The 25,431-nt window shown below is 69.8% G+C and carries 22 protein-coding genes; 9 read left to right on the forward strand and 13 right to left on the reverse strand.

Features of this window, described 5'->3' with window-relative positions; all coding sequences use genetic code 11:
• Nucleotides 1-50: 50 nt before the first annotated feature.
• From NON00_RS05375 to NON00_RS05385, 3 genes are read left to right on the forward strand one after another with little or no spacing between them, the layout of a single operon-like run.
• A complete protein-coding gene (locus tag NON00_RS05375; protein WP_256018189.1) occupies nt 51-1,091 on the forward strand; it encodes a TRAP transporter substrate-binding protein in 1,041 nt (346 codons plus the stop codon).
• Entirely contained in the window at nt 1,088-2,998 is a 1,911-nt protein-coding gene (locus NON00_RS05380; protein ID WP_256018192.1) for a TRAP transporter large permease subunit, read from the forward strand. The genes NON00_RS05375 and NON00_RS05380 overlap by 4 nt, the downstream gene beginning before the upstream one ends.
• Nucleotides 2,995-3,801 carry an SDR family oxidoreductase gene (locus NON00_RS05385; RefSeq protein WP_256018195.1) on the forward strand — a complete coding sequence of 269 codons (807 nt, stop codon included), beginning with the start codon at nt 2,995-2,997 and terminating at the stop codon, nt 3,799-3,801. Before NON00_RS05380 ends, NON00_RS05385 begins: the two co-directional genes overlap by 4 nt.
• 61 nt (nt 3,802-3,862) lie before the next feature.
• On the opposite strand, the gene NON00_RS05390 is transcribed toward NON00_RS05385, so the two are convergent.
• The 7 genes from NON00_RS05390 to NON00_RS05420 all read right to left on the reverse strand — a co-directional run bounded on the left by NON00_RS05390 (nt 3,863) and on the right by NON00_RS05420 (nt 10,957).
• On the reverse strand, nt 3,863-4,564 hold the full coding sequence (locus NON00_RS05390; RefSeq protein ID WP_256018198.1) for a GntR family transcriptional regulator: 702 nt from the start codon (nt 4,562-4,564) through the stop codon (nt 3,863-3,865).
• A 162-nt stretch (nt 4,565-4,726) separates the two neighbouring features.
• Nucleotides 4,727-5,428 (reverse strand): isochorismatase family protein, encoded by a 702-nt coding sequence (locus NON00_RS05395; protein ID WP_256018201.1) that lies wholly within the window; start codon nt 5,426-5,428, stop codon nt 4,727-4,729.
• Nucleotides 5,428-6,420 (reverse strand): ABC transporter ATP-binding protein, encoded by a 993-nt coding sequence (locus NON00_RS05400; protein ID WP_256018203.1) that lies wholly within the window; start codon nt 6,418-6,420, stop codon nt 5,428-5,430. The genes NON00_RS05395 and NON00_RS05400 overlap by 1 nt, the downstream gene beginning before the upstream one ends.
• Nucleotides 6,421-6,431: 11 nt before the next feature.
• The gene (locus NON00_RS05405; protein ID WP_256018204.1) at nt 6,432-7,490 is read right to left on the reverse strand and encodes an ABC transporter ATP-binding protein; all 1,059 of its coding nucleotides are present in this window, start codon (nt 7,488-7,490) and stop codon (nt 6,432-6,434) included.
• Nucleotides 7,487-8,383, reverse strand: coding sequence for an ABC transporter permease (locus NON00_RS05410; RefSeq protein ID WP_256018205.1), 897 nt, complete (start codon nt 8,381-8,383; stop codon nt 7,487-7,489). The genes NON00_RS05405 and NON00_RS05410 overlap by 4 nt, the downstream gene beginning before the upstream one ends.
• Before the next feature lie 12 nt (nt 8,384-8,395).
• Nucleotides 8,396-9,352 (reverse strand): ABC transporter permease, encoded by a 957-nt coding sequence (locus NON00_RS05415; RefSeq protein ID WP_256018206.1) that lies wholly within the window; start codon nt 9,350-9,352, stop codon nt 8,396-8,398.
• Nucleotides 9,353-9,361: 9 nt separating this feature from the next.
• Nucleotides 9,362-10,957: an ABC transporter substrate-binding protein gene (locus tag NON00_RS05420; RefSeq protein WP_256018209.1), complete on the reverse strand. Its 1,596-nt coding sequence runs from the start codon at nt 10,955-10,957 to the stop codon at nt 9,362-9,364.
• Between the two features lie 298 nt (nt 10,958-11,255).
• Between NON00_RS05420 and NON00_RS05425 the strand changes: the two genes are divergently transcribed.
• Together NON00_RS05425 and NON00_RS05430 are read left to right on the forward strand one after the other, a co-directional pair.
• On the forward strand, nt 11,256-11,465 hold the full coding sequence (locus NON00_RS05425; protein ID WP_256018211.1) for a hypothetical protein: 210 nt from the start codon (nt 11,256-11,258) through the stop codon (nt 11,463-11,465).
• Entirely contained in the window at nt 11,462-12,877 is a 1,416-nt protein-coding gene (locus NON00_RS05430; RefSeq protein WP_256018214.1) for an amidase, read from the forward strand. Before NON00_RS05425 ends, NON00_RS05430 begins: the two co-directional genes overlap by 4 nt.
• 83 nt (nt 12,878-12,960) lie before the next feature.
• On the opposite strand, the gene NON00_RS05435 is transcribed toward NON00_RS05430, so the two are convergent.
• The 3 genes from NON00_RS05435 to NON00_RS05445 all read right to left on the reverse strand — a co-directional run bounded on the left by NON00_RS05435 (nt 12,961) and on the right by NON00_RS05445 (nt 15,425).
• Nucleotides 12,961-14,406, reverse strand: coding sequence for an amidase (locus tag NON00_RS05435; RefSeq protein ID WP_256018216.1), 1,446 nt, complete (start codon nt 14,404-14,406; stop codon nt 12,961-12,963).
• Nucleotides 14,403-14,639 carry a hypothetical protein gene (locus tag NON00_RS05440; protein WP_256018218.1) on the reverse strand — a complete coding sequence of 79 codons (237 nt, stop codon included), beginning with the start codon at nt 14,637-14,639 and terminating at the stop codon, nt 14,403-14,405. Before NON00_RS05440 ends, NON00_RS05435 begins: the two co-directional genes overlap by 4 nt.
• Before the next feature lie 78 nt (nt 14,640-14,717).
• Entirely contained in the window at nt 14,718-15,425 is a 708-nt protein-coding gene (locus tag NON00_RS05445) for a cysteine hydrolase family protein (RefSeq protein WP_256018221.1), read from the reverse strand.
• Nucleotides 15,426-15,799: 374 nt separating this feature from the next.
• On the opposite strand from NON00_RS05445, the gene NON00_RS05450 reads away from it, so the two are divergent.
• Genes NON00_RS05450 through NON00_RS05465 form a run of 4 tightly spaced genes read left to right on the forward strand, consistent with a single transcriptional unit; the run spans nt 15,800 to nt 22,390 of the window.
• On the forward strand, nt 15,800-17,050 hold the full coding sequence (locus NON00_RS05450) for an efflux RND transporter periplasmic adaptor subunit (RefSeq protein ID WP_256018223.1): 1,251 nt from the start codon (nt 15,800-15,802) through the stop codon (nt 17,048-17,050).
• Nucleotides 17,051-17,053: 3 nt separating this feature from the next.
• A complete protein-coding gene (locus tag NON00_RS05455; RefSeq protein ID WP_256018225.1) occupies nt 17,054-20,206 on the forward strand; it encodes an efflux RND transporter permease subunit in 3,153 nt (1,050 codons plus the stop codon).
• Nucleotides 20,207-20,208: 2 nt separating this feature from the next.
• Nucleotides 20,209-21,693, forward strand: coding sequence for an efflux transporter outer membrane subunit (locus NON00_RS05460; protein ID WP_256018236.1), 1,485 nt, complete (start codon nt 20,209-20,211; stop codon nt 21,691-21,693).
• A 37-nt stretch (nt 21,694-21,730) separates the two neighbouring features.
• Nucleotides 21,731-22,390 carry a TetR/AcrR family transcriptional regulator gene (locus tag NON00_RS05465; protein WP_256018238.1) on the forward strand — a complete coding sequence of 220 codons (660 nt, stop codon included), beginning with the start codon at nt 21,731-21,733 and terminating at the stop codon, nt 22,388-22,390.
• Nucleotides 22,391-22,540: 150 nt separating this feature from the next.
• Here NON00_RS05465 and NON00_RS05470 read toward each other — a convergent pair whose 3' ends face one another.
• The 3 genes from NON00_RS05470 to NON00_RS05480 form a co-directional block, all read right to left on the reverse strand.
• The gene (locus tag NON00_RS05470; protein WP_370688673.1) at nt 22,541-23,347 is read right to left on the reverse strand and encodes an AAA family ATPase; all 807 of its coding nucleotides are present in this window, start codon (nt 23,345-23,347) and stop codon (nt 22,541-22,543) included.
• Nucleotides 23,347-24,297 (reverse strand): GTP-binding protein, encoded by a 951-nt coding sequence (locus tag NON00_RS05475; protein ID WP_256018241.1) that lies wholly within the window; start codon nt 24,295-24,297, stop codon nt 23,347-23,349. Before NON00_RS05475 ends, NON00_RS05470 begins: the two co-directional genes overlap by 1 nt.
• Nucleotides 24,298-24,303: 6 nt before the next feature.
• The coding region (locus NON00_RS05480; protein ID WP_256018243.1) for an FHIPEP family type III secretion protein at nt 24,304-25,431 on the reverse strand (1,128 nt) is incomplete at its 5' end.

The following is a 25,431-nucleotide window of genomic DNA, read 5'->3' on the forward strand; positions in this document are numbered from 1 at the left end:
TGGACTTGTTGCGCCGGCCGGGGCCGGGGCAATGGGAGGGAACGAATCCAATGACCACCACCACCGGCTTCCGCCGCCGCGCCCTGCTGGGTACGACCCTGGGTACGACCCTCGCCGCCGGGCTGGGCGGCCTGCCGCTCTTCGCCATCCGCCGGGCCGAGGCGGCGGACCATGTGCTGCGCTTCTCCAACAACGTGCCGGCGACGCACCCGCTCAACATCCGCCTGCGCGAGGCGGCGGAGGCCATCACCGCCGAGACCCAGGGCAAGGTCGAGCTGCGCGTCTTCCCCTCCAACCAGCTGGGCGCGGACACGGATGTGCTGAGCCAGGTGCGCTCCGGCGCGGTGCAGATGATGACGCTCTCCGGCCTCATCCTCTCCACCCTGGTGCCGGTGGCGGCGATCAACGGCGTGGGCTTCGCCTTCCCCGACTACCCGACGGTGTGGAAGGCGATGGATGGCGAGCTTGGCGCCCATGTGCGCGGCGAGATCGCCAAGGCCGGGCTGATCGCCTTCGACAAAATCTGGGACAATGGCTTCCGCCAGATCACCTCGGCCAGCAGGCCGGTGACGACGCCGGCGGACCTCGCCAATTTCAAGATCCGCGTGCCGGTCAGCCCGCTCTGGACCTCGATGTTCACGGCCTTCGGCTCCGCCCCCACCTCGATCAACTTCGCCGAGGTCTATTCGGCGCTGCAGACGCGCATCGTCGATGGCCAGGAGAACCCGCTGGCGGTGATCGAGACCGCGAAGCTCTACGAGGTGCAGAAATACTGCGCCATGACCAACCACATGTGGGATGGCTTCTGGCTGCTGGCCAACCGCCGCGCCTTCACCAGCCTGCCCGGCCCGCTGCGCGAGACGGTGGAGCGCATCCTCAACGCCGCGGCGCTGCGCCAGCGCGAGGATGTGGCGAAGCTGAACCAGAACCTCGCCAGCCAACTCAGCGAGCGCGGCCTCGTCTTCAACACGCCCGACCCCGCGCCCTTCCGCGCCAAGCTGGCCCAGGCCGGCTTCTATGGCGAGTGGAAGGGCAAGTTCGGCCCGCAGGCCTGGGGCCTGCTGGAGGCGGCGGTGGGCGGTCTGGCATGACGGAGGTTCTCTCCGGCCCCGTTCCATCCGGCCCCGTTCCATCCAGCGCTGTGGCGGCGGGGGAGGGCGCGCCCTCCCTGCCGCGCGCCGTGCTGCTGCGGCTGGAGGCCTGGCTCGGCGCCGCCATCGCCGGTGCCGCCGCCGCGCTGGTGGCGGTGGAGATCGGCCTGCTGCTCTGCGGCATCATCGCGCGCTACGGGCTGCACAGCCCGATCATCTGGGCCGATGAACTGGCCACCATCCTCTTCATGTGGCTGGCCATGCTGGGGGCGGTGGTGGCCTTCCGCCACGGGGCGCATATGCGGATGACGGCGCTGCTCTCGCGCGCCTCACCGGGGCTGCGCGGGCTGCTGGAGGTGCTGGCCATCACCCTGCCGCTGGCCTTCCTGCTCACCATGCTGCCCACCGCCATCGAATACGCGGAGGAGGAAGCCTTCATCACCACCCCCGCCCTCGGCATCGCCAATTCCTGGCGGGCGGCGGCGCAGCCGGTGGGGCTCGGGCTGATGGCGCTGATGGGCCTGCTCCGCCTCGCGCGGGTGGACAGCGCCGGGCGCGCGCTGCTCGGCCTCGCCCTGACCGGGGCGCTGGTGGCCGGGCTGCTGGCGCTGGCGCCGCTCTTCCCGCCGCTCGGCAACTGGAACCTGCTCCTCTTCCTGGTGGGCGGCGTGATGCTGGCGGTGCTGGCGGGCGTGCCCATCGCCTTCGCCTTCGCGCTCTGCACGCTGGGCTATCTCGGCCTCTCCACCGACCTGCCCATCTTCGTCATGGCCGGGCGGATGGAGGAGGGCATGTCCCACCTCATCCTCCTCGCCGTGCCGCTCTTCGTCTTCCTCGGCCTGCTCATCGAGATGACGGGGATGGCGCAGGCGATGGTGGCCTTCCTCGCCAGCCTGCTCGGCTCGGTGCGCGGCGGGCTCTCCTATGTGCTGATCGGGGCGATGTATGTCGTCTCCGGCATTTCCGGCTCGAAGGCGGCGGATATGGCGGCCATCGCCCCCGCCCTCTTCCCCGAGATGAAGCAGCGCGGCGCCAGGCCGGGCGATCTCGTCGCCCTGCTCTCCGCCACCGGCGCGCAGACGGAGACCATCCCGCCGAGCCTCGTGCTCATCACCGTGGGTTCGGTCACCGGCGTGTCCATCGCCGCGCTCTTCGCGGGCGGCATCCTGCCGGCCATCGTGCTGGGGGCGACGCTCTGCGCCGTGGTGTGGCGGCGCTACCGGCATGAGGATGTCTCGGGCATCCGCCGCGCCCCCTGGGGGCAGATCCTGCGCAGCTTCGCCATCGCCCTGCCGGCGCTGGCGCTGCCCTTCATCATCCGCGCCGCCGTGGTGGAGGGCATCGCCACCACCACGGAGGTCTCCACCATCGGCATCGTCTATGCCGTGCTGGCTGGGCTGCTGATCTACCGCCGTTTCGACGTGCGGCGCCTGCTGCCCATGCTGGTGGAGACGGCGAGCCTCTCCGGCGCCATCCTGCTCATCATCGGCGCCGCCACGGCCATGGCCTGGGCGCTGACGCAATCCGGCTTCTCCGCCGAGCTGGCGCGGGTGATGGGCGCCCTGCCGGGGGGTGCCGCCGGCTTCATGGTGGTGTCCATCCTGGCCTTCATCGTGCTGGGCAGCGTGCTGGAGGGTATCCCGGCCATCGTGCTCTTCGCGCCGCTGCTCTTCCCGATCGCCAAGCAGCTTGGCATCCATGAAGTCCACTACGCGATGGTCACGATCCTGGCGATGGGCCTTGGCCTCTTCGCGCCGCCCTTCGGCGTTGGCTACTACACCGCCTGCGCCATCGGCCGGGTGGACCCGAATGAAGGGCTGAAGGCCATCTGGGGCTATATGGCCGCGCTCTTCGTCGGGCTGGCCGTCGTCGCCGCGGTGCCCTGGATCTCGGTGGGGTTCCTGTGAGGGCGGGGCGCCTGCAAGGGAAGGTGGCGCTGGTCTTCGGCGCCGGCTCCTCCGGCCCCGGCTGGGGCAATGGCAAGGCCGCCGCCGTGGCCTATGCGCGGGAGGGGGCGCGCGTCGTCTGCTTCGACATCGCCGAGCCCGCCGCCGCCGAGACCGCCGCCCTCATCACCGCCGAGGGATTCGAGGCGCTCGCCCTGCCGGTGGATGTGACGAAGCAGGATTCGGTCCAGTCCGCCGTCACCGCCGCGCTGGGGCATTTCGGCCGCATTGACGTGCTGCACAACAATGTCGGCGTCACGCTCTCGGGCGGCCCGGTGGAGATCGCCGAGGCGCAGTTCCAGCGCGCGATGGATATCAACCTCGGCTCGGTCTTCCGCACGGCGAAGGCGGTGCTGCCACAGATGCTGGCGCAGGGTGGCGGCGCCATCATCAACATCTCCTCCCTCGCCGCGACGCGCTGGACCGGCTACCCCTATTTCACCTACTCCACGGCCAAGGCGGCGGTGAATCAGGCGACGGTGGCGCTGGCCATGCAATATGCCCCGCATGGCATCCGCGCCAACTGCATCATGCCGGGGCTGATCGACACGCCGCTGATCTACAGCCAGATCGCCGCGCATTATGCCTCGGCGGAGGAGATGGTGGCTGCGCGCAGCCGGGCCGTGCCGATGGGCCGCATGGGCACCGCCTGGGACATCGCCCGCGCCGCGGTTTTCCTGGCGTCCGACGAGGCGGCCTTCATCACCGGTGTCTGCCTGCCGGTGGATGGTGGCCAGAGCTGCGCCGTGCCCGCCCCCCACTGATGTGGGGGTCTGGGGGAACTCAGTTCCCCCAGTCTTCTTTCTATTTTCTGTCTTTTCCTCTTCAGGCGACCGACTGGAGCCGTGACGGCCTCCCCCCCGGCCCCTGCGTCCTCTCCCAGTTCTCCGAGAGCACGCGCCCGACGCGCAGCACATGCTCGCGCAGCAGCGCCTCCGCGCGGCTGCCCTGGCGGGCGCGGATGGCGGCGGCGATATCGGCATGCTCATCCTGCCCGCGCTGGATGGCCATGCGGTCATGCCACTGCATCTTGATCCGCCGCAGCAGCGGCATGGCGCGCGCGCGCGCCACCATCTCCACCAGATAGGGGTTGCCGCAGGCCTCGAAGAGCACCTGGTGGAAAGCCTCGTTCACCTCGCCCCAGCGTTCGGCCAGGGCCGCCTCCGGGCGGTGGGCGGTGCAGAGGGTGCGCCCGGCCTCCAGCGCCGCCTCCAGCCGCGCGGAGAGGGCGGCATCCAGCCCGCGTTCCGCCGCCAGCCGTGCCGCCATGCCCTCCAGCGTCGCGCGCACGTCATAGACCTGCATCACATCCGCCGCCGTGAAGCTGCGCACCACATAGCCGCAATTCGGGCGGTAGCTCAGCAGGCCCTCAGTGGCCAGGATGCCCAGCGCGCTGCGCACGGGCGTGCGCGAGACACCGAAGCGCTCCGCCAGCTCCATTTCGCTCAGCCGCGCCTCAGGCGCGTAGACACCCGCCAGGATCGCGTCGCGCAATCCGCGCACGACATCCAGGGACCGCGTGGCCATGCCTTCCTCCATGCCGCCCTTCAGGGCGTGCAACCGGTTCCCTAGCAAGAATGAGAGGGGGAAGGAAAGGAAATGCGCAGGCTTTCCTTTCCTGGAGAAAGTCAGAGAAGAAAACTTCTTTTTCTGAAGAAAAAGAAGCAAAAAGACTCTGTCCGTGGGCGCTCAGGCGGCGGCGCGGGGCGCGGCCCTGTCCAGGCAGGCTTCCAGTTCCGCCGTGGTCATGACATCGGCGAAGGTCAAGTAGAGGTTGATCAGGCTGGCATTGTGCTCGGCATCCGTCACGGCGGCATTGCCGTCGGAGACCATGACAACGCGGAAGTTCAGCATCATCGCATCCCGCGCCGAGGACTCGCAGCACACATTCGTCAGCGTGCCGGTGATCAGCAGTGTGTCGATGCCGCGCGCGCGCAGCTGCGCCTCCAGCTCCGAGGCGCCCTGGATGAAGGCGCTGTAACGGTATTTCGCGACGACCGGGTCCTCCGGGTGGATGTCGAGGCCCTCCCACAGGGCATGGCCCACCGAGCCGGGCGTCATGGAGCGGATGCGCGCGGCGCGCTGGGCTGGGGAGACGGAGTCTTCCAGGACGGACCAGGCGGCGCGGGAGGCTTCGTCAGAGGCGTTCTGCACCCACCAGACGGAACCACCGCGGCGCCGCAGCGCGGCCGCGAGCCGGTTGATGTTGGGGACGATGTCGGTGCCGCCAGGGACGAAGGCATGCGCGACATCCTCGCGCAGATAGCCATTCTGCATGTCGATGACGATCAGCGCGGTGCGTGCCGGGTCGAGATCGGCATAGGGGTGCGCCGTTCCGCGCTTGGCGATGACGCGCTGCACGACGGAATCGGGGATGGCGATGGTATGCATCAGGCGGTCTCCAGCAGGGTTTCCTGGGCACGGATACAGCGGGCGAGGCGGCCGGGCGCGGGCTGCACCGCCTCCGGCGCGCGCAGGGTGCAGTCGGAAATGGTGCGGGGGCAGCGGGGCGCGAAGCTGCATCCCGGCGGCAGGGCGCGCAGGTCGGGCGGCGCGCCGGGGATGGTGGAGAGCAGCTGGTCCGGCGGCTGGTCATGCACGGTGGAGGCCAGCAGCCCGGCGGTATAGGGGTGGAGAGGGGTGCGCAGGACCTGGCGCACCGTGCCGCTCTCCACCACCCGGCCGGCATACATCACCGCCACGCGGTCGGCGATTTCCGCGGCCACGCCAAGGTCATGGGTGACGAAGATCACCGACATGCCCAGTTCGCGCTGCAGCTTGCGCAGCAGGATCAAGACCTGGATCTGCACGGTGGCGTCGAGCGCCGTGGTCGGCTCATCCGCCAGCAGCAGGCTCGGCTCGCAGGAGAGCGCCATGGCGATCATCGCGCGCTGCCGCAACCCGCCAGAGAGCTCGTGCGGGTAGGCATCCAGCCGCCGCTGCGCCGAGGGAATGCGCACGAGGTCGAACAGTTCCAGCGCGCGCCTGCGCCCCGCCGCGTGGGATGCGCCGCGATGCAGGGCGACGACCTCGGCGATCTGGTCGCCCACGCGCATCACGGGGTCGAAGGCGGTCATCGGCTCCTGGAAGATCATCGCCGCGATGCCGCCGCGCAGGCGGCGCAGCCCGGCCTCGTCCAGCGCCAGCACGTCCTGCCCGGCGATGCGGATGCGGCCCTCGATGCGGCTGCGGCGCGGCGGCAGCAGGCGCATCAGCGCGCGCATCGTCACGCTCTTGCCCGAGCCGCTCTCGCCCAGCATGCACAGCACCTCACCGGGCGCCATGCTGAAGCTGACGCCGTTGACGGCGGAGACCGTGCTCTCACGCGTGACGAAGCGGACGGTGAGATCCTCGACCTCGACCAGCGGCGGTGTTTCCGGCATGGCGGCGCTCCTCAATGCCGCACCATGGCCAGGGAATGGCCGGAGGCGGGGTCATGCAGGTGGCAGGCGGCGTGGTGATCCCGCGCGCCCTGGGTGAGGCCGAGGCGCGGCGCGCGCGCGGAGCAGACGGCTTCCGCATGCGGGCAGCGCGTGTGGAAGCGGCAGCCGGCGGGCGGATTCACCGGGTTGGGCGGGTCGCCGGTGACGGGCGGTTCTTCCAGCCGGTGGTCCGGGTCCATCGAGGGGCGCGAGGCCAGCAGGGCGCGCGTATAGGGGTGGCGCGGCGCGGTGTAGATCTGCTCGGCCGGACCGATCTCGACGACCTCGCCGAGATACATCACCATCACGCGGTCGCTGATCCAGCGCACCACGCTGAGATCGTGGCTGATGAAGATGTAGGTGAGGTTCATCTGCTGCTTCAGGCTGCGCAGCAGGTTCAGAACCTGGGCTTCCACGCTCTTGTCCAGGGCGGAGACGGCCTCGTCCAGGATCACCATGCGCGGGCGCAGCGCGAGGGCGCGGGCGATGTTCACGCGCTGCTTCTGCCCGCCCGACAGTTCATGCGGGTAGCGCGGCCCGAACAGCGCGGGGTTGAGCCCGACCTGTTGCAGGAGCTCGCGCGCCAGGGCCACGGATTCGGCCGGGCCCATGCCATGCGCGCGCGGCCCGAAAGCCACCGAGCCCTGCACCGGCATGCGCGGATTGAGCGAGGAGGCGGAGTCCTGGAACACCATCTGCACCTGCCGGCGCAGCCCGGCGACGCTGATGCCGCGCGCGCTGCCAACTTCCTCGCCATCGAAGACCTGTTCGCCGGAATCCGGCTCCACCAGCCGCATCAGCAGGCGGGCGAGGGTGGATTTGCCGCAGCCGGATTCCCCGACGATGCCGAGGGTTTCCCCCTTCATTACACTGAAAGAGACGCCATCCACGGCGTGAACCTTCGCGACCACGCGCTGCAGCGCGCCACCGCGGATGGGGAAGTGCTTGCGCAGGTCACGCACATCGAGCAGCGGCTGAGCCGGGCCGCCGACATCGCGCGGGTCGCGCAGGAACAGGGGCGCGGCGCTCACAGCCGCACATCCATGGCCGAACGCAGCCCGTCGCTCACCATGTTGATCGAGACCGAGGTGAGGAAGATGGCGATGCCCGGCAGCGCCGCCAGCAGCGGATTGACATAGATGGCCTGGCGCAGCGTGTTCAGCATCAGGCCCCAATCCGGTTCCGGCGGCTTTACGCCGAGGCCAAGGAAGGAGAGGCCCGAGCCGAGCAGGATGCCGACGCTGATCATGCCCGAGGCATAGACCAGGATCGGCCCCAGAACATTGCCCAGCACATGGTGCCACAGCACGAGATGCAGCTTCGCCCCCGTGGCGCGCGCGGCATCGACGAAGTCGAGATTGCGCACCTGGGTCGTCGCCGTCTCCGCCACGCGGCAGAGCGGCGGGATGAAGACGAGGGAGAGCGCCAGCAGCGCGTTGAACACGCCGCCCCCCATGGCGCCCGAGATGGCGACGGCGAGCAGCACGGAGGGGAAGGCATAGAACACATCCATCACGCGCATGATGAGCGCGTTGACACGGCCGCCCGCGAGGCCGGCCAGGATGCCAAGGCCCCCACCCACCAGCGTGGCGACGAGCACGGGCACGAAGCCCATCATCAGCGTGATGCGCCCGCCATGCAGCAGGCGCGAGAGCATGTCGCGCCCCAGCTCATCCGTGCCGAGCAGATGGCCCATATAGCCCGGCACCTTGAGGCGGCGGATGATGCTTTCCTTGTAGGGATCGAAGGGGGAGAGCCAGGGGGCGAAAAGGGCGGAGAGGATGATCATCAGCAGCAGCGCGCCGAAGAACAGCGTCACCGGATCATGCCGCAGGCGATAGCCGACGGTGCCCCAGTAGCCACGGCTCCGCGGGGCCGCGAGGGGCGGGGCGAGAACCGGGGCGGGCGTGGTGGTCACGCTCATCAGGGGCCTCCTTCAGCCGCGCTTGATGCGGGGGTCGAGGGATGACTGGAACAGATCCACCGCCAGGTTGGTGGCGACGAAGATCATGGCCAGGACAAGGATCGTGCCCTGCAGCACGGGAATGTCCCGTGTCAGGATCGCCTTGCTCAGCAGGAAGCCGGTGCCGGGCCAGGCGAAGACCGTCTCCACCAGGATGGAGCCGCCCATCAGCGCGCCGAATTGCAGCCCCATCACCGCCAGAACGGAAGGCAGCGCGTTCTTCACCGCGTGGCGCAGGACGCGGCGCTCCGGCAGGCCGTTGGCGCGCAGCGTGGTGACGAAATCCTGTGCCATCACCTCGCTGATGCTGGCGCGGGCGGTGCGGGCGATGATGCCTACGGGGATCATCGACAGTGTCACCACCGGCAGAATGATGTGGCGCAGCTGTTCCCAGTGCAGCGGGTTGAAGGTGCCCGAGCCATCCGGCCCCATGCCCGAGGCCGGCAGCCAGCCCAGTTCGACGGAAAAGAGAATCACCAGCACGATGCCGAGCCAGTAATTCGGCAGCGAGACGCCGAGGATGGCGGTGCCCGTCACGCCGCGGTCCATCCAGCCTCCGCTGCGATAGCCGGCGATGGTGCCGAGCAGCATGGCGAGCGGGAAGGCGATGAGCACGGCCACGGCCGCCAGCAGCACGGTGTTGCCGAGGGAGCGGCGGATCTCGCTCAGCACGGGGCGCCCGGTGGCGATGGATTGCCCGAGATCGCCGCCCATCACCTGCCAGAGCCAGGCGAGGTATTGCAGCGGCAGGGGGCGGTCCAGCCCGTAGAGCTGCTTGAGCTTCGCCACGGTTTCCGCATCGGCATCCGGGGGCAGCAGGGTCTGCAACGGATCGCCGGGCGCCAGATAGACCAGCAGGAAGCAGATCATCGAGACGCCCAGCGCGATCGGCAGGACGGCCAGGAGGCGGCGCTGGAGGTGCAGCAGCATGGCGCGGCCTCAGCGCGGCGCGACGGTGACGGGGGTGAGGTCCTGGAACCAGCTCTGCGCCTGCACGAAGCCCTTGACGCGCGGCGAGAGGGCGCGCGGGTTGAGGTCGTGCGCCACCCAGAGCATCACCGCCTGCTCGCTCATCTTCTCATGGATGCGGGTCAGAATCGGCAATTGCTTCTCGCTGTCGAAGGTGGCGAGGGCCTCGCTGACGAGGCTGTCAATCTCATCATTGCGGAAATGGCCCCAGTTGCTGCCGCGCGGCGCCCATTGCGACGAGATCACGTGGCGGAACATGCCGTTGAACGGGTCCTGTGTGGCGCGGCTGATGTTGATGCCATTGATGCCACGGTGCCGCTCACGCCCGTTGCGCGACATTTCCAGCAAGGCGTTCCAGTCCATCACCTCGAGATTCACCTGGAAGCCCACTTCTTCGAGTTGCGCCTTGACCAGTTCGTTCATCGGCAAGGGCTGCATCTGGCCGGAGCCGGAGGTCGAGATGGCGAAGGTGATTTTGCAAGGCAGGCATCCTGCCTCCCGCAGCAGCGCGCGAGCCTTGGCCGGATCGTACTCGTAGCGGATGGGCTTGCCGTAATAGGCGGTGGAGGGGGGCAGGGTGGCGTAGCCTTCCAGCGCGACGCCGCCCAGCATTTCCTTCATGTCGGCGCGGTTCAGCGCATGGTTGGCGGCGCGGCGGACACGAAGATCGGCAAAGGGGCCGTCGACGAAGTTCAGCTGATAAGCCCAGTTGTGCGGATAGGCATTGGTGATGACCTGCATCCCGGCGCTGCGCAGGCGCGGCATGGTGTCGGGCGAGGGGGCCTCGATCCAGTCGACCTGACCGGACATCAGCGAGGCGGCGCGCGTTGTCGCCTCCGGCATCGGTATCAGGACGAGGCGGTCATGCTTCGGGATGCGCGCCTTGTCCCAATAGGCTTCGTTCCTGACCAGTTCGAGCCTTTCGCCCGGCACCATGCGGGAGAAGCGATAGGGGCCGGTGCCGGAGGGATTGCGCGCGAAGGCGTCCGCGTCGTTCTTCACCTCTTCCGACCGGCAGCGGCTGACCATCATCAGGAAACTGAGATTGTAGGGGAAGAGGCTGTCCACCGTCTTCGTGGTGAAGGCGACGCTGTGGCTGTCGATGGCCTCGACCGATTCGAAATTCGTCAGGTAGCCACGGGCGAAGGCGAACTGACGGGCATTGAACTGCGGTGCCGATTCTTTCGTGAAGCGTTCGAAATTCCACACCACGTCCTGCGCGGTGAAGGTGCAGCCGTCATGGAAGGTGACATCCTTGCGGAGTTCGAAGATCCAGCGGCGGTTGTTGGCAGGATCGACCTTCCAGCCGGAGGCCAGGCCCGGCTTGATGTCGGCGATGCGGTCGGCACGGGAGAGATCCCACAGCACCAGGGAATCGTAGAGATTATAGCCGACGAAGCGCCAGCCTTCGAATCCCTGGTCGGGGATGCCGGCGGTGAGGGGGATGTCGCCCGCGGTCATGGCAACGCGCAGCACCGTCTCGGCGCGCGTGGTGGCGGGTGCGGCGAGAAGCCCCGCGGCAAAGCCGAAGGCGAGCCCGATGCGGGCAAGAGGCAGCTTCATCATGGCAAAATGTCCCAGCGCGCGGATTGCGGTGAAGCCGTGACGACGTCGCGATGCGAAGGCCAGTCCGCCGGGCCGGGCTTCTCTGGAGCCCATGGATCGGATCATGCCGTCCAGCTTGCGCTGCCCAGGTTGTGCACAATCGTGCCGGGAGCTGATGCTGGCAGAAGCGGAGCTTGTCTCGCAAGCGCAAAAAAATATTCGCGGAATCCGGCGCTGCTCTGGAATCGGTGCGAGACAGTGGCGGGTGAGAGGGCTTAGCCTGCCCGCGTTGTATCCAAAACCTGATCCGGAGGACTCCATGCAGAGCGCACCGCCTGATCCCGCCGCGGAACTCGACATGCTGCTGCGGCGGGCCGGCATCACCCTGCCGCCCGAGCGCATGCCGGGCGTGCTGGCCGGCTTCCTCGACCTGCAGGTGATGCTGCCGCTGCTGCGCCAGCCGCGCAGCGCCGCCGCCGAGCCGGCGGGAACCTATGACCTTTCCACCATCACGCGGGACATGCCATGAGCACGAAGCCTCTGGAGGAGTATTCCATCGCCGAGGCGGGGTGTGCCCTGCGCGCTGGCAGCCTGACCTCGCTGAACCTGACGCAGCATCTTCTCGGGCGTATCGCGCAGCTCGATGGTGCCCTGCACAGCTTCATCCTCGTCACCGTCGAGCGTGCGCTGGAGGATGCGGCGCGGGCGGATGAGGAGCTGGCCGCCGGGCGCGACCGCGGCGCGATGCATGGCATTCCCTATGCGCTGAAGGACATCTACGACACGGCCGGCATCACCACCACATGCCACTCGAAGCTGCTGGTGGACAATGTTCCCGCGCAGGACAGCGTTGTCGCGGCGAAGCTCGCGGCGGCGGGGGGCGTGCTGCTGGGCAAGCTCGCCACGCATGAATTCGCGCTGGGCGGTCCGTCCTTTGACCTGCCTTTCCCGCCGGCGCGCAACCCGTGGAACACCGAGCATATCACCGGTGGTTCTTCCTCCGGTTCCGGCGCTGCGGTCGCGGCGGGGCTGGTGCGCACGGCGATGGGCTCGGATACTGGCGGTTCCATCCGTGGCCCCGCCGCCTATTGCGGCACGGTGGGGCTGAAGCCCACCTATGGCCTGGTGAGCCGGCGCGGCGTCTTCCCGCTGTCCTATACGCTCGACCATTGCGGCCCGCTCTCCGCCTCGGTCGAGGATGCGGCGATCACGATGGAGGCGATCCTCGGGCATGACCCGGCGGACCCCGCCAGCGCCCAGACCTTGCCGATGGATCTGCGTGCCGATCTGGAGAAGGGCGTGGAGGGGTTGCGGATCGGCCTGCCGCGCAATCTCTATCGTGGGGCGGAGGGGCTGTCGCCCGAGACGGTGGCCGCACTGGACAGGCTGGCGGCGGAGCTGGAAGCGCGCGGGGCCATCGTCGAAGAGGTGACGATGCCGGATTTCGCGCTGTTCAATGCCTGTGGCCGCGTCATCCTGCTTTCCGAGGCTTTCGCCATCCACGAGGAAAATCTGCGCAGCCGCCCGCTGGATTATGGCGAGCTGTTCCTGATGCGGACGGTGATCGGCGGGACCATCAGCGCGGCCGATTATATGCAGGCGCAGCGGCTGCGGCGTGAATTGTCGGTGGCTGTGAATCGCGATGTGCTGCGCCGCTGCGATGTGCTGCTGACGGCCTGCGCGCTCGATGTGGCGCCGAGTTTCGCGAGCGTGCCGCGCACCATGCCGCTGAACACGCCGATCCAGAGCATGCCGTTCAATGTCACCGGCAATCCGGCGCTGTCGATGCCGGCGGGGCTGGCGGCCTGTGGCCTGCCGCTGTCGGCGCAGGTTGTGGGGCGCCCCTTCGAGGATGGCCTGGTGCTGCGTGTCGGCCGCAGCATCGAGCAGATCACCGCGGGCTGGGGCATGGCGACGCGCCCCGCCGCGCTGGCCGCCTGAGGCAAAGGGGGGCGGGAAAAACCCCGCCCCTGACAAAGTCTTTTTGCTTCTTTTTCTCCAGAAAAAGAAGATTTCTTCCAGTTCTACCCTTCCAGCTCCGGCCGCATCCGGTGCCATTCCGTATCGCGCTGGAGGGCTTCGGTCGCGCGCATGAGGGTGGCTTCGCCAAAGGGCCGCCCCGCCAGTTGCAGCCCGACCGGCGCGCCATGGCCATCGAAGCCGCAGGGCACGCTGATCGCCGGCAGCCCCAGATAATTGAACGGCCGGGTATTGCGCGAGACCGCGCCGAAGCGGCGGATCGCCTCCGGATCGCCGGAATCGATGCGCGTTTCGTCGAGGCTGGGCAGGGCCTGGGCGATGGTGGGGGAGGCCAGCAGATCGACCTGCCCGAAGACGCCCTGCGCGAAGCCGCGCAGCACAGGCCCGCGCCGCGAGAGGGCCTCGATGTAATGCGTCGCCGGCAGGGCGTAGCCGGGGTAGAGCCGCCCGCTCAGATGCGCGGCGTAGTCGCCCGGCTGGTCGCGCATCCAGGTGGCGTGGATGGTGGCGGCCTCGGCGCGGCTGACGACGGCGCTATAGGCCAGGACCTGGTCCATCATTGGCAGGGTGACGGCCTGGACGGTGGCGCCGCGCTCGCGCAGCACGGTCAGCGCCGCCATGAAGGCGGCGTGGACTTTGTCGTCCACCTCATCGAGGAACCATTCCTGCGCGACGCCGATGCGCAGGCCGCGCAGATCCCCGGTGAGGGCCGCGGTGTAGTCGGGCACGGGCTCGCGGGCGCTGGTCGGGTCGCGCGGGTCGTGGCCGGCGATCACCTGCATCACCGCCGCGCAGTCGCGCACGGAGCGGGCGAGGGGCCCGACATTGTCGCAGGAGAAGGAGAGCGGCATGACGCCGTGGCGGCTGATGCGGGTCTGGGTGGGCTTCAGCCCGGTCACGCCGCAGGCGGCGGCGGGGAGGCGGATGGAGCCGCCGGTGTCGGAGCCGAGGGCCATGAAGGCGAAGCTGGCGGCGACGGCGACGCCCGAGCCGGAGGAGGAGCCGCCGGTGATGGCGCCATGCCGCCAGGGGTTCTGGCAATCGCCGAAATGCCTGTTGTGGCCTGTGGGGTTCTGGGCGAATTCGGCCATGTTCAGCCCGCCCATGGTGATGGCGCCGGCGTCTTCCAGGCGGGTGATCACCGTGGCGGTATAGGCCGGGCGGAAGTCGCGCCGGATGGCGGAGCCGCAGGTGCAGGGCCGCCCCGCCTGATAATACATATCCTTGTGCGCCATGGGGATGCCGTGCAGCGGCCCGGTGGCCTCGCCGCGGGCGCGGCGCTGGTCGGCGGCGCGGGCGGCTTGCAGGGCGGCTTCCTCTTCCAGCCAGATGACGCTGTTCAGGCGGCCGTCGTGGCGGCGGATGCGCTCCAGGCAGGCGGCGGTCAGGGCTTCGGCGGTGGTGTCGCCGGCGGCGAGGGCGGCGGCGGCCTCGGTGAGGGAGAGGGTGGCGAGATCGCCGCTGGCCGGGCGGAGGGCGGTGATGCTCATGACATCTGTTCCTTCGGCGCCTGTTCCTTCGGCATCTGTTCCTTGCAGGCCTGGAGCGCGGCCTCGAAGTCGGAGGGCTCATCCTCGAAGCGCATGGCGCCGCGGACGGCCTCGAAATCGGCGATGATCTTCAGCAGATCGGCCATCATCTGGCGTCCGGTCTCGTTCGGGCAGGTCACGCCCGACCATTGGCGCGCGGCATCGCCGGCACTGTGCAGCACGGTTTTTTCCATCAGCCTCTCCTGTGCCGCCCGGTTGCCTGGGGTGGGCGGGTTTGCCTGTGGCGCCTGTGTCGGTGGGGTGGGTGCTGGCTACTCGGCGGCCTGCCGCAGGGCGTGGCCGGAGCGGATCAGCGCCACCATCTCCTCCGTGCCGCGCAGATCGGCGAAGATGTTGGCCAGCGCGGTGAGGGTGGCGTTGTGCTCTTCATCCGTGTGGGTGGCGTTGGCGTCGGAGACGAAGAACACCTTGTAGTCCATCATCATGGCGTCGCGCGCGGTGGACTCGCAGCAGACATTGGTGGCGGTGCCGGTGATGATCAGGGTGTCGATGCCGCGGGCCTGCAGGGTTTCGTGCAGGGTGGAGGCGCCGGGGGCGAAGGCGCCGAAGCGGGTTTTCTGGATGACAAGATCCTGTGCCGAGACATCGAGTTCCGGCCAGAGGGCGTGCTGCCAGTTGCCGGGGGTGAAGGCGGCGATCGAGGCTTCGCGGCGCGCCGGGGTGCAGAAATGGCTGAAGAAGGTGGACCAGCCGGCGGCGATCTCGGGGCCGAAGGTGTTCTGGATATAGACGACGAGCCCGCCGGCCTCGCGCAGGGCGCGGCTGATGCGGTTGACCTGGGGGACGATCTCGCGGGCGTTGGCGATTTCGGAGATGGCGCCCGGGGCCATGAAGCCGTTCTGGAGATCGACCACGACATGGGCGGTGCGGGCGGGCGCCAGGGTGTCGAAGGGGTTCAGCCTGCCGCGCCGTTCCAGGATGCGTTGCTGGACGGCGGGGTTCAGCGCGATCTTGTGCATGGGGTTGGCGGCCTTCTGCCGAGGGGGTGCCGGCATTAGCGCGCATCGCGGGCAGGTGGGCAAGAAAATTGTGTACAATGCGTAAAGAATAGCAGAGAGCCGCCCTTCTGCTTCCTGGGGTGGCAGTGGTGTCTGGTGGTTCCTCCTCCGCCACGGCCGTTCTGCCTGAAAATTGTACACACCTTTCCTGGCAATCCCGCCCGCCGGGCGGCGCGTGGGGCGCTTCCGGCCCGGTCTGGCGTGAGCCCCAGGCCGGGCGGCGATTTCCTTGACCCTCTCGCAAAAAAGTCTTGACATGTATGGAGAAACTATCGAGTTTCCGAAAAAAGGAAACTTATAGGTTTCCTTCGCATGCCATCCAGCGGGAAGCCCCCATGCACTCACCCCCCCCGTCCCGCGCCACCCTGGCGGCGGGTCGCCGTGCCCTGCTGCTGCGCGGCCTGCCCGGCCTCGCCCTTCTGGCGCTCGCCCTCCACCAGGTGGAAGGCGAGGCCCATGCCGCCAGCCCTGGCGGCCCCGGGCAGGGGCCGCAGCAACCGCCGCAGGTCGCGGTGGTCGAGGTGCGGCCCCAGCCGGTGCCGCTCACCATCGACCTGCCCGGCCGCACCGCCGCCTATGAGACGGCCGAGGTGCGCCCGCAGGTCAGCGGCGTGATCCGCGAGCGGCTGTTCCGGGAAGGGGAGGAGGTGAAGGCGGGGCAGCAGCTCTACCAGATCGATCCCGCCTCCTATGAGGCGACGCTGGCCAGCGCGCGCGCCGCCCTGGCCAAGGCGGAGGCGAGCGTGGCGTCCTATCAGGCGACGGTGAACCGCTACCGCCCGCTGGTGCGCGCCAATGCCGTCAGCCAGCAGGATCTGGACAATGCCGTCTCCAGCCTGCGCCAGGCGCAGGCGGATGTGGAATCCAGCCGCGCCTCGATCCGCACGGCCGAGATCAACCTGCAGTATACCCGCGTCTATGCGCCGATCAGCGGCCGCATCAGCCGCTCCAGCGTGACCCCCGGCGCGCTGGTGACGGCGGAGCAGACCACCTCCCTGGCCAGCATCACGCGGCTCGACCCGATCTATGTCGACATGGTGCAGCCGAGCAGCGCGCTGCTGGCGCTGAAGCGTGACTTCGCCGCCGGCCGCATCCGCAAGAACGGCGATGGCGAGGCGGAGGTGACGCTGATGCTCGAGGATGGCAGCACCTACCCGCATGCCGGGCGCCTGCAATTCTCCGAGGTGATCGTCTCCACCAGCACCAATTCGGTGACGCTGCGCGCGCTCTTCCCCAACCCGGACGGCCTGCTGCTGCCCGGCCTCTTCGTGCACGGGCTGATCCAGGCGGGGCTCAACGAGAACGCCATCCTGGTGCCGCAGCAGGGTATCACGCGCAACATGCGGGCCGAGGCGGTGGCGCTGGTCGTCGGCGCCGATGGCGCGGTGGAGCAGCGCAACGTCACCACCGGGGCCTCGGTGGGCGACCAGTGGCTGGTCACCCAGGGCCTGCGCGCGGGGGACCGCGTGATCGTCGAGGGCATGCAGCGCGCCCGCCCCGGCGCCAAGGTGCAGGTGGAGGTGCTGACGGCCGAGCAGCTGCGCCAGCGCAACATCCGCCAGGCCGCGGCGCAGCAGGGGCGCTGAGGCATGTCGCGTTTCTTCATCAGCCGGCCCGTCTTCGCCTGGGTGCTGGCGATCACGGTGATGCTGGGCGGCCTGCTCGGGCTGCGCACGCTGCCGATCGCGCAGTATCCCTCCATCGCGCCGCCGGCCATCTCGATCTCCGCCACCTATGCGGGCGCCTCGGCCGAGACCATCCAGAACACCGTGGTGCAGGTGATCGAGCAGCAGATGAGCGGCCTTGACGGCCTCATCTACTTCTCCGCCGAGAGCACCAAGACCGGCACGGCCACCATCACCCTGACCTTCGCCCAGGGCACGGACCCGGACATCGCGCAGGTGCAGGTGCAGAACAAGCTGCAGCTGGCCACGCCCCGCCTGCCCCAGACGGTGCAGCAGGCCGGCGTGCGCGTCGCCAAGGCGACCACCAACTTCCTGATGGTGGTGGGCTTCTATTCGCCGGATGGCTCGCTCAGCAACGCCGATATCGGTGACTACATCGCCTCCACCGTGCAGGACCCGCTGAGCCGCACGGCGGGCGTCGGCGACTACCAGCTCTTCGGCGCGCAATACGCCATGCGCATCTGGCTCGACCCGGCGAAGCTCAACTCCTACAGCATGACGACGGGCGATGTCAGCTCCGCCATCACGGCGCAGAACGTGCAGATCGCCTCGGGCGAGCTCGGCGGGCAGCCGCAGGTGCCGGGGCAGCAGCTCAACGCCACCATCATCGGCCCCTCCTACCTGCAGACGCCGGAGCAGTTCGGCGGCATCGTGCTGAAGGTCAACTCCGATGGCTCGCAGGTGCGCCTGCGTGACGTGGCGCGGATCGAGCTCGGCTCGCAGGATTACTCCTCCACCTCCTACTACAATGGCAGCCCGGCCGCCGGCCTCGGCATCAAGCTGGCCAGCGGCGCCAATGCGCTGGACACGGCGCGCGCCGTGCGCGCCACCATCGACAGCCTGCGCCCGACCATGCCCGCCGGCATGGAGGTGGCCTACCCCTACGACACCACCCCCTTCATCAGCATCTCCATCGAGGGCGTCGTCGAGGCGCTGGTCGAGGCCATCATCCTCGTCTTCCTGGTGATGCTGCTCTTCCTGCAGAACATCCGCGCCACCTTCATCGCCACGCTGACGGTGCCGGTCGTGCTGCTCGGCACCTTCGGCATCCTCGCCGCCGCCGGCTACTCCATCAACGTGCTCACCATGTTCGCCATGGTGCTCGCCATCGGCCTGCTGGTCGACGACGCCATCGTGGTGATCGAGAATGTCGAGCGCGTGATGGCGGAGGACCACCTCTCCCCGCTCGAGGCCACGCGGCGCTCGATGGGGCAGATCAGCGGCGCTCTGGTCGGCGTCGCCCTGGTGCTCTCGGCGGTCTTCGTGCCGATGGCCTTCTTCGGCGGCTCGGCCGGCGTCATCTACCGGCAGTTCTCCATCACCATCGTCTCGGCCATGGGCCTCTCGGTGCTGGTGGCGCTGATCTTCACCCCCGCCCTCTGCGCCACGCTGCTGAAGCCGCACAGCGGCCCGCGCCGCGGCTTCTTCGGCCTGTTCAACCGCGGCTTCGACGCCACCACCCGCGCCTATGGCGGCGGCGTCGGCCGCGTGCTGCGCGGCCCCTTCCGCTACCTGGTGCTCTATGCCGCCGTCGTGGCGGGCATGGCGCTGCTCTTCGTGCGGCTGCCCACCTCCTTCCTGCCGGATGAGGACCAGGGCATGATGTTCGTCCAGGTGGCGACGCCGCCGGGCGCCACGCAGGAGCGCACGCAGCGCGCCCTCGACGACCTGCGCGCCTACCTGCTGCGGGATGAGGGCGCGGCGGTGCAGTCCGTCTTCACCATCGCCGGCTTCTCCTTCTCGGGCCGCGGCCAGAATGCCGGCATGGCCTTCGTCAGCCTGAAGCACTGGGATGAGCGCAAGAACCCCGCCCTGGCCGTGCAGGCGGTGGCCGGCCGCGTGATGGGCCGCTTCGCCGGCTATCGCGACGCCATGGTCTTCTCCTTCGCCCCGCCCGCCATTCCCGAGCTTGGCAACGCCACCGGCTTCGACTTCCAGCTGCAGGCGCCCGGCGGCCTCTCGCACGAGCAGCTGCTGGCCGCGCGCAACCAGATGCTCGGCATGGCGGCGCAAAGCCCGGTGCTGATGGCCGTCCGCCCCAACAACATGGATGACGAGCCGCAATACCATCTGGAAGTGGACTGGGAGCGCGCCAGCGCCCTCGGCCTCACCATCTCCGACGTCACCGCCACCATCAACGCGGCGCTCGGCAGCACCTATGTGAACGACTTCCTCGACCGCGGCCGCGTCAAGCGCGTCTACATGCAGGGCGTGGCCTCCGCCCGCATGCAGCCCGAGGATCTCGGCAAGTGGTATGTGCGCAACAGCAGCGGCGACATGGTGCCCTTCTCCGCCTTCGCCACCGCGCGCTGGGGCTACGGCGCGCCGAAGCTCGACCGCTACAACGGCATCCCGGCCATGAACATCCTGGGCCAGGCCGCCCCCGGCCGCAGCACCGGCGAGGCGATGGCGGAGATGGAGCGCATCTTCTCCACCCTGCCGCCCGGCTTCACCTATGCGTGGAACGGCCTGTCCTTCCAGGAGAAGCAGACCGGCTCGCAGACCATGGCGCTCTACGCCATCTCGGTGCTGATCGTCTTCCTCTGCCTCGCGGCGCTCTATGAAAGCTGGGCGGTGCCGGTGGCGGTGCTGCTGGTGGTGCCGCTCGGCATCGTCGGCGCGGTGATCGCCGTCTATCTGCGCGGCCTTGGCAACGACGTCTATTTCCAGGTCGGCCTGCTCACCACCGTGGGCCTCGCGGCGAAGAACGCCATCCTGATCGTCGAATTCGCCAAGGAAGGCTTCGACCGCGGCAGCAGCCTCGCCGAGGCCGCCCTGCACGCGGCGCAGCAGCGCCTGCGGCCGATCATCATGACCTCGCTCGCCTTCATCCTGGGCTGCGTGCCGCTCGCCATCTCGCACGGCGCCGGCTCGGGCGCGCAGAACGCCATCGGCACCGGCGTGGTCGGCGGCATGACCACGGGCACCCTCCTCGCCATCTTCTTCGTGCCGCTCTTCTTCGTGGTGGTGCTGAAGCTGTTCCGCGTGAAGCCCGCGCACCTGCCCGCGCCGCAGCCCGAACCCCACCATCCTGCCCTGCCGGCGGCCGGAGAATGACCATGCGCCTGCCAACCCCCGCGCGCCTGCCACTGCTTGGCCTCGCCGCCGTGCTGCTCTCCGGGTGCAGCCTGATGCCGGACTATATCCGCCCCGAGGCTCCCATCCCCTCGCTCTGGCCGAGTGGCCCGGCCTACCGGCAGGCCGGGCTCACCCCCGTCTCCACCGCCAGCCCGGCACAGCTTTCCGCCGATATCCTCGGCTGGCGGCAGGTGATGCGCGACCCCGCCCTGCAACGCCTCGTCGGCCTCGCGCTGGAGAACAACCGCGACCTGCGCGTGGCCATCCTCAACATCGAATCGGCCCGCGCCACCTACCGCTCGACGCGCAGCAGCCTCTTCCCGACGCTCAACGGCACCAGCTCACTCGATGCCGCGCGCACGCCGAACGACCTCTCCAGCAACCCGAACAAGACGGGCAATGCCGGCGTCAATTCCAGCAGCCACAGCGCCGGCCTTGGCGTCACCTCCTATGAGATCGACCTCTTCGGCAAGCTGCGCAGCCAGAGCCAGCGCGATTTCGAATCCTACCTGAACTATGTCGAGACGCGGCGCAGCACGCAGATCACCCTGGTGGCGGAGGTGGCCGCCGCCTACCTCACCCTGCTGGCCGACCGCGAGCTGATGGAATTGTCGCGCCAGACCCTGGCCAGCCAGGAATCGTCGCTGGCGCTGACGCGCGCCACCGTCCGCACCGGCACCGACACCGCCCTGACCCTGCGCCAGGCCGAGACCTCGGTGGAATCCGCCCGCGCCAGCCTGATCGCCTATACGCGGCAGGTGGCGCAGGACGAGAACGCCCTGGCGCTGCTGCTCGGCGCGCCGCTGCCGGCGGATCTGCGCATCGGCAACCGCCTCGACGACACCGCGCTGATGACCGAGCTGCCGGCCGGCCTGCCCTCCGAGGTGCTGCTGCGCCGGCCGGACGTGCTGGCCGCCGAGCACAGCCTGAAGGCGGCCAATGCCGATATCGGCGCGGCGCGCGCGGCTTTCTTCCCCTCGCTCAGCCTCACCGGCACCTTCGGCACCTCCAGCGCCGCGCTGGCGGGGCTGTTCACCGCCGGCTCGGCCGCCTGGACCTTCATTCCGACGCTGACGCTGCCGATCTTCAGCGGCGGCGCCAACGAGGCGGCGCTGGACCTCGCCAAGGTCAAGAAGAACATCGCTGTCGCCAATTACGAGAAGGCGGTGCAGACCGCCTTCCGCGAGGTGGCCGACGCGCTCGCCGCCCGCGGCACCTATGACGAGCAGATCAAGGCCCAGCAGGCCTTGACCGATGCCTATGCGGATACGTATCGGCTGGCGGAGATGCGCTTCCGCGCCGGCGTCGACACCTACCTGACGGTGCTGGACGCGCAGCGCTCGCTCTTCTCCGCCCAGCAGACGCTGATCTCGCTGCGCGAATCGCGCCTCAGCAACCTTGTGACTCTGTACAAGGTTCTGGGTGGTGGCTGGGAGGAGAACAGCACGGCCCTGGCCACGCGCTGACCGTGGCCAGGCTTCCGGCATGGGGGGAGGGGAGGCCATGACGACACAGGCGCCGGCACGGCCGGCCATCCGCCGCAACATGCCGGAAGCGGAACGGCGGGCCTGCCTGCTCCAGGCCGCCCGCCACATCTTCCTGCGCGAGGGCTACGCGGCGGCCAACATGGCCGATATCGCGAGCCTCGCCGGGATGTCGAAGAAGACGCTCTACCAGCTTTTCTCCTCCAAGGCCGAACTGTTCGAGGCCCTGGTGGTGTACAGCCTCTCCCCCCTGCGCCCGGAGATGGACGATACCGGGCTGGACATGGAGCAGGCCCTCTACCGCCGCCTGCAACGCATCGCCCAGGTGCTGCTGGTGCCGGAGCAGATCGGCCTGCTGCGCCTCGTCTCCGCCGAGGGGCAGCGCTACCCCGAGCTGGCCGATGCCTTCAACCGCATCGGCCCCGGCGGCAGCGCGGAGGAGCTGGAGCGCTGGCTCGCCGCCCAGGCGCAGGCCGGGCGGCTGGAGATCGAGGATGCGCGCGACTGCGCCCATATGCTGATCGGCATGGTATTGGGCGGGTTGCACATCGCCATGCTTCTCGGCCTGATGGACCGCCCGCCGCTGGAGCCGCTGGAGGCCCGCCTGCGCCAGGCCACGCGCATCTTCCTGCGCGGGGCGCGCCCGGAGGGCATGCCGGACGAGAAGGTGGTCTTTTAGGCGTTCTTTTTTGAAAAAAAGAACCAAAAAACTTTTTCAGTCTGGCGTCCCGCCTGGACGGGAGACGGCGGCAGCCTGAAAAAGTCTTTTTGTTTCTTTTTCTTCAGAAAAAGAAAAATACCTTCTCCTGAACTTTCAAAAATCAAACCCTCACGGATCGACGACCCGCGCCAGCGCCGCCACATCGGTGGCCGCCGCCGAATTCGGGTGGCGGCTGAGCAGCGGCGTCTGGCGGCGGATGGTGTCGCGCACGCGCTCATCGCGGCGCACCAGCCCGGCCAGGGGCACGTCGCGGCGCAGGAAGGTGGCGCAGGCGCGTTGCAGCGCCGCCGCCGTGCGCCGGCCGGAGGGGATGTCCACCGCCTGATTGACGACGATGCGGCAGTCGCCGCCGGGCCGGTCGGTGCCGTGCAGCTTCAGCACGGCATAGGCGTCGGTCAGGCTGGTTGGCTCATCGGTGGCGACGACGAGCAGCGTATCCGCCGCCGCCGCCAGCCGCCGCGTGGCCGGCGCCAGCCCGGCGCCGAGGTCGAGCAGCACCACATCCCACCGCCCCGTCGCCGCGCGCAGGAGGCTGGCGACATGCTCCACCACCTCCGGCCGCAGGCTGGCCAGGGCGCCGCTGCCGGAGCGGCCGGCCAGCACGTCGAAGCCGCCTTCCGGGTGGTGCATCACCGCCTGGGTCAGCGCCATGCGGCCGCTCAGCACGGCCTGGAGGTCGCGCTCGGGTTGCAGGCCAAGCTGCACATCCACATTGGCGAGGCCCAGATCGCCATCGGCCAGCAGCACGCGGCGGCCGCGCTGGGCCAGGGTCTGGGCCAGGGTGATGGCCAGCCATGTCTTGCCCACGCCCCCCTTGCCGGAGGCAATGGCCACCAGCCGCCCAGGTGCCAGGGGGGCGGCGGGGGTCTGGTCGAAACGGGGCATCGGTTCCGCGCGCTGCGCAAGGTCGGACATCAGGGGGATACTCCAGCGGCGATCAGGGCGGGCGGCGCGGGGTCGGGGTGGTGGCTGCGGCGGCGCAGCCGGGCGGCCAGCCACGCGGCATTCAGCGGCAGCAGCGCCCCGGCGGCCTCCGGCCCGGTGCCGCCGAGGCTGAGCACCAGCCCCCCGGCACTGGCGGCGGCCAGCACGCCGCCCAGGCGCCGGGCGGCATCCAGCCGCGTCGGCAGCAGGTGCGTGGCGCCGAGGGCGCGGAAGGCGCGGGCCAGCTCGGTGGCCTCGGCGCAGTCGAGCCCGGCGGGCAGCACCAGCACCACGGCGGGGCGCGTGGCGGCGATCAGCCCGGCCAGGGCGCGGGCCTGTTCCGGCTCGAAGGGGTCCACGCCGGGCGTGTCGATCAGCACGGCGCCGCCGGCCGGGCGCAGGGCGATGGCCTGGAGCGCGGCGGCGGGGCTGGGCGCCTGGGCCAGCGGCGCGCCCAGCACCTCCGCCACGCCGAGGAGCTGTTCCGCAGCGCCGGGCCGCTGCTGGTCGGCATTGACCAGCAGCGGCGGCGGCTCGCCCTCCAGCACGCGCCGGGCGGCGAGCTTCACCACCGTCAGCGTCTTGCCCGCGCCGGGCGGGCCGGCCAGCAGCAGCGGCCGCTGGCCCAGCGGCGGCAGCCCGCCGAAGCGGAAGCTGGCCGCCAGCATCGCCTCCAGCGGCCCGGCCAGCAGCCGCTCGCGCAGCGCTGGCGGCAGGTTGTGGAAGGCCAGCGCCGCCGCCTCGGCGCGCGGCTCGGGGGCGGGGGCGGGCTCCACCTCCGGCAGCGGCTCGTCATGCGGGTCCGTCTCCAGCGCCGCCGTGGCCTCCACCCCGTCATCGACGTGGCGGGAGGAGAGCAGCACGGCATCCGGCCCCAGCTCCGCCACCAGGCGGCGCATGGCCTCGGCCATGCTGGGGGCGCGGATGACGCGGATGCGCATGGCGGCTCAGACGCTGCCGAGGACGCGGATGCGCGCGCGCGGGTGGATCTCGGCCTGGGCCAGCACCACGGTGGCGGGGCGGAAGCGCTCCACCACCGCGCGCACATGCGGGCGGATGCCGCCGGAGCAGACCAGCACCGGCATTTCCCCCGCCGCCGCCGCGCGGTCCATCGCGCCGCGCAGGCGCTGGGCGAAGTCGTTGACGCGGGAGGGGGCGAGGGCCAGCTGCCGGTCCTCCGGCGGGCCGATCAGCGCCTCGGCGAAGGCGGCCTCCCATTCGGCGCCGAGGGTGAGGAGCGGCACATCCCCCTTCGGCCCGCGCGCCGCCTCGGTGAGCTGGCGCGCCAGCCGCGCCCGCACCATGCCGAGGATGACCGGCAGCGGCCGCGCGCCCCCGCCCGCCGTCGCCTCCTGGATGCCCTCCAGGATGGTCGGCAGGTCGCGGATGGAAATGCGCTCGGCCAGCAGCGCCTGCAGCACGCGCTGCACCGTGCCGATGCTGGCATGGGCCGGGATGAGGTCGGCCACCAGGCGCTTGTTCTCCTCCGGCAGCCCGTCCAGCAGCCGCCGCGTCTCGGCGTGGGAGAGCAGGTCGGCCATGTTCTCGCGCACGATCTCGGTCAGGTGCGTCACCAGCACGCCGGCGGCATCGACCACGGTGCAGCCGCGCGCCAGCGCCTGCTCACGCAGCCGCTCCTCGATCCACAGGGCGGGCAGGCCGAAGGCGGGCTCCTGGCATTTCTCGCCGGGGAAGGGCGGCAGCTTGCCGGCGGGGTCGATGGCGAGGAGCTTGGGTGGCCGCACCTCGCCGCGCCCGGCCTCCACCTCCTTCACCCGCACCACATAGGCATTGGGCGAGAGCTGCATGTTGTCCTGCACCCGCACGCTGGGCAGGACGAAGCCCATCTCCTGGGCGAAGCCCTTGCGCAGGGCGCGGATCTGCTCGGTCAGCCGCGGCGAGGGGCCGGAGGCGAGGGAGAGCAGCCCGTAGCCGATCTCCAGCCGCAGCAGGTCCATGCGCAGCGCCTCGGCCACCGGGGCTTCCTCGCTGGCGGGCTTGGCGGCGGCGGCGGGGTTGCGCGGGCGGGCGGCGGCGAGGGCGGCGGCGCGCTCGGCGCCGCGGCGGTTCCAGGC

This window comes from Roseomonas sp. GC11, from assembly GCF_024437745.1.
Taxonomy (GTDB): Bacteria; Pseudomonadota; Alphaproteobacteria; order Acetobacterales; family Acetobacteraceae; genus Pseudoroseomonas.

What these genes read in the sequence shown, in the direction of transcription:
- NON00_RS05375 (WP_256018189.1), top strand. Translation starts at nt 51, where the DNA reads ATGACCACCACCACCGGCTTCCGCCGCCGCGCCCTGCTGGGTACGACC.
- NON00_RS05380 (WP_256018192.1), top strand. Translation starts at nt 1,088, where the DNA reads ATGACGGAGGTTCTCTCCGGCCCCGTTCCATCCGGCCCCGTTCCATCC.
- NON00_RS05390 (WP_256018198.1), bottom strand. Translation starts at nt 4,564, where the DNA reads ATGGCCACGCGGTCCCTGGATGTCGTGCGCGGATTGCGCGACGCGATC.
- NON00_RS05395 (WP_256018201.1), bottom strand. Translation starts at nt 5,428, where the DNA reads ATGCATACCATCGCCATCCCCGATTCCGTCGTGCAGCGCGTCATCGCC.
- NON00_RS05400 (WP_256018203.1), bottom strand. Translation starts at nt 6,420, where the DNA reads ATGCCGGAAACACCGCCGCTGGTCGAGGTCGAGGATCTCACCGTCCGC.
- NON00_RS05410 (WP_256018205.1), bottom strand. Translation starts at nt 8,383, where the DNA reads ATGAGCGTGACCACCACGCCCGCCCCGGTTCTCGCCCCGCCCCTCGCG.
- NON00_RS05415 (WP_256018206.1), bottom strand. Translation starts at nt 9,352, where the DNA reads ATGCTGCTGCACCTCCAGCGCCGCCTCCTGGCCGTCCTGCCGATCGCG.
- NON00_RS05420 (WP_256018209.1), bottom strand. Translation starts at nt 10,957, where the DNA reads ATGATGAAGCTGCCTCTTGCCCGCATCGGGCTCGCCTTCGGCTTTGCC.
- NON00_RS05425 (WP_256018211.1), top strand. Translation starts at nt 11,256, where the DNA reads ATGCAGAGCGCACCGCCTGATCCCGCCGCGGAACTCGACATGCTGCTG.
- NON00_RS05430 (WP_256018214.1), top strand. Translation starts at nt 11,462, where the DNA reads ATGAGCACGAAGCCTCTGGAGGAGTATTCCATCGCCGAGGCGGGGTGT.
- NON00_RS05435 (WP_256018216.1), bottom strand. Translation starts at nt 14,406, where the DNA reads ATGAGCATCACCGCCCTCCGCCCGGCCAGCGGCGATCTCGCCACCCTC.
- NON00_RS05440 (WP_256018218.1), bottom strand. Translation starts at nt 14,639, where the DNA reads ATGGAAAAAACCGTGCTGCACAGTGCCGGCGATGCCGCGCGCCAATGG.
- NON00_RS05445 (WP_256018221.1), bottom strand. Translation starts at nt 15,425, where the DNA reads ATGCACAAGATCGCGCTGAACCCCGCCGTCCAGCAACGCATCCTGGAA.
- NON00_RS05450 (WP_256018223.1), top strand. Translation starts at nt 15,800, where the DNA reads ATGCACTCACCCCCCCCGTCCCGCGCCACCCTGGCGGCGGGTCGCCGT.
- NON00_RS05455 (WP_256018225.1), top strand. Translation starts at nt 17,054, where the DNA reads ATGTCGCGTTTCTTCATCAGCCGGCCCGTCTTCGCCTGGGTGCTGGCG.
- NON00_RS05460 (WP_256018236.1), top strand. Translation starts at nt 20,209, where the DNA reads ATGCGCCTGCCAACCCCCGCGCGCCTGCCACTGCTTGGCCTCGCCGCC.
- NON00_RS05465 (WP_256018238.1), top strand. Translation starts at nt 21,731, where the DNA reads ATGACGACACAGGCGCCGGCACGGCCGGCCATCCGCCGCAACATGCCG.
- NON00_RS05470 (WP_370688673.1), bottom strand. Translation starts at nt 23,347, where the DNA reads ATGTCCGACCTTGCGCAGCGCGCGGAACCGATGCCCCGTTTCGACCAG.
- NON00_RS05475 (WP_256018241.1), bottom strand. Translation starts at nt 24,297, where the DNA reads ATGCGCATCCGCGTCATCCGCGCCCCCAGCATGGCCGAGGCCATGCGC.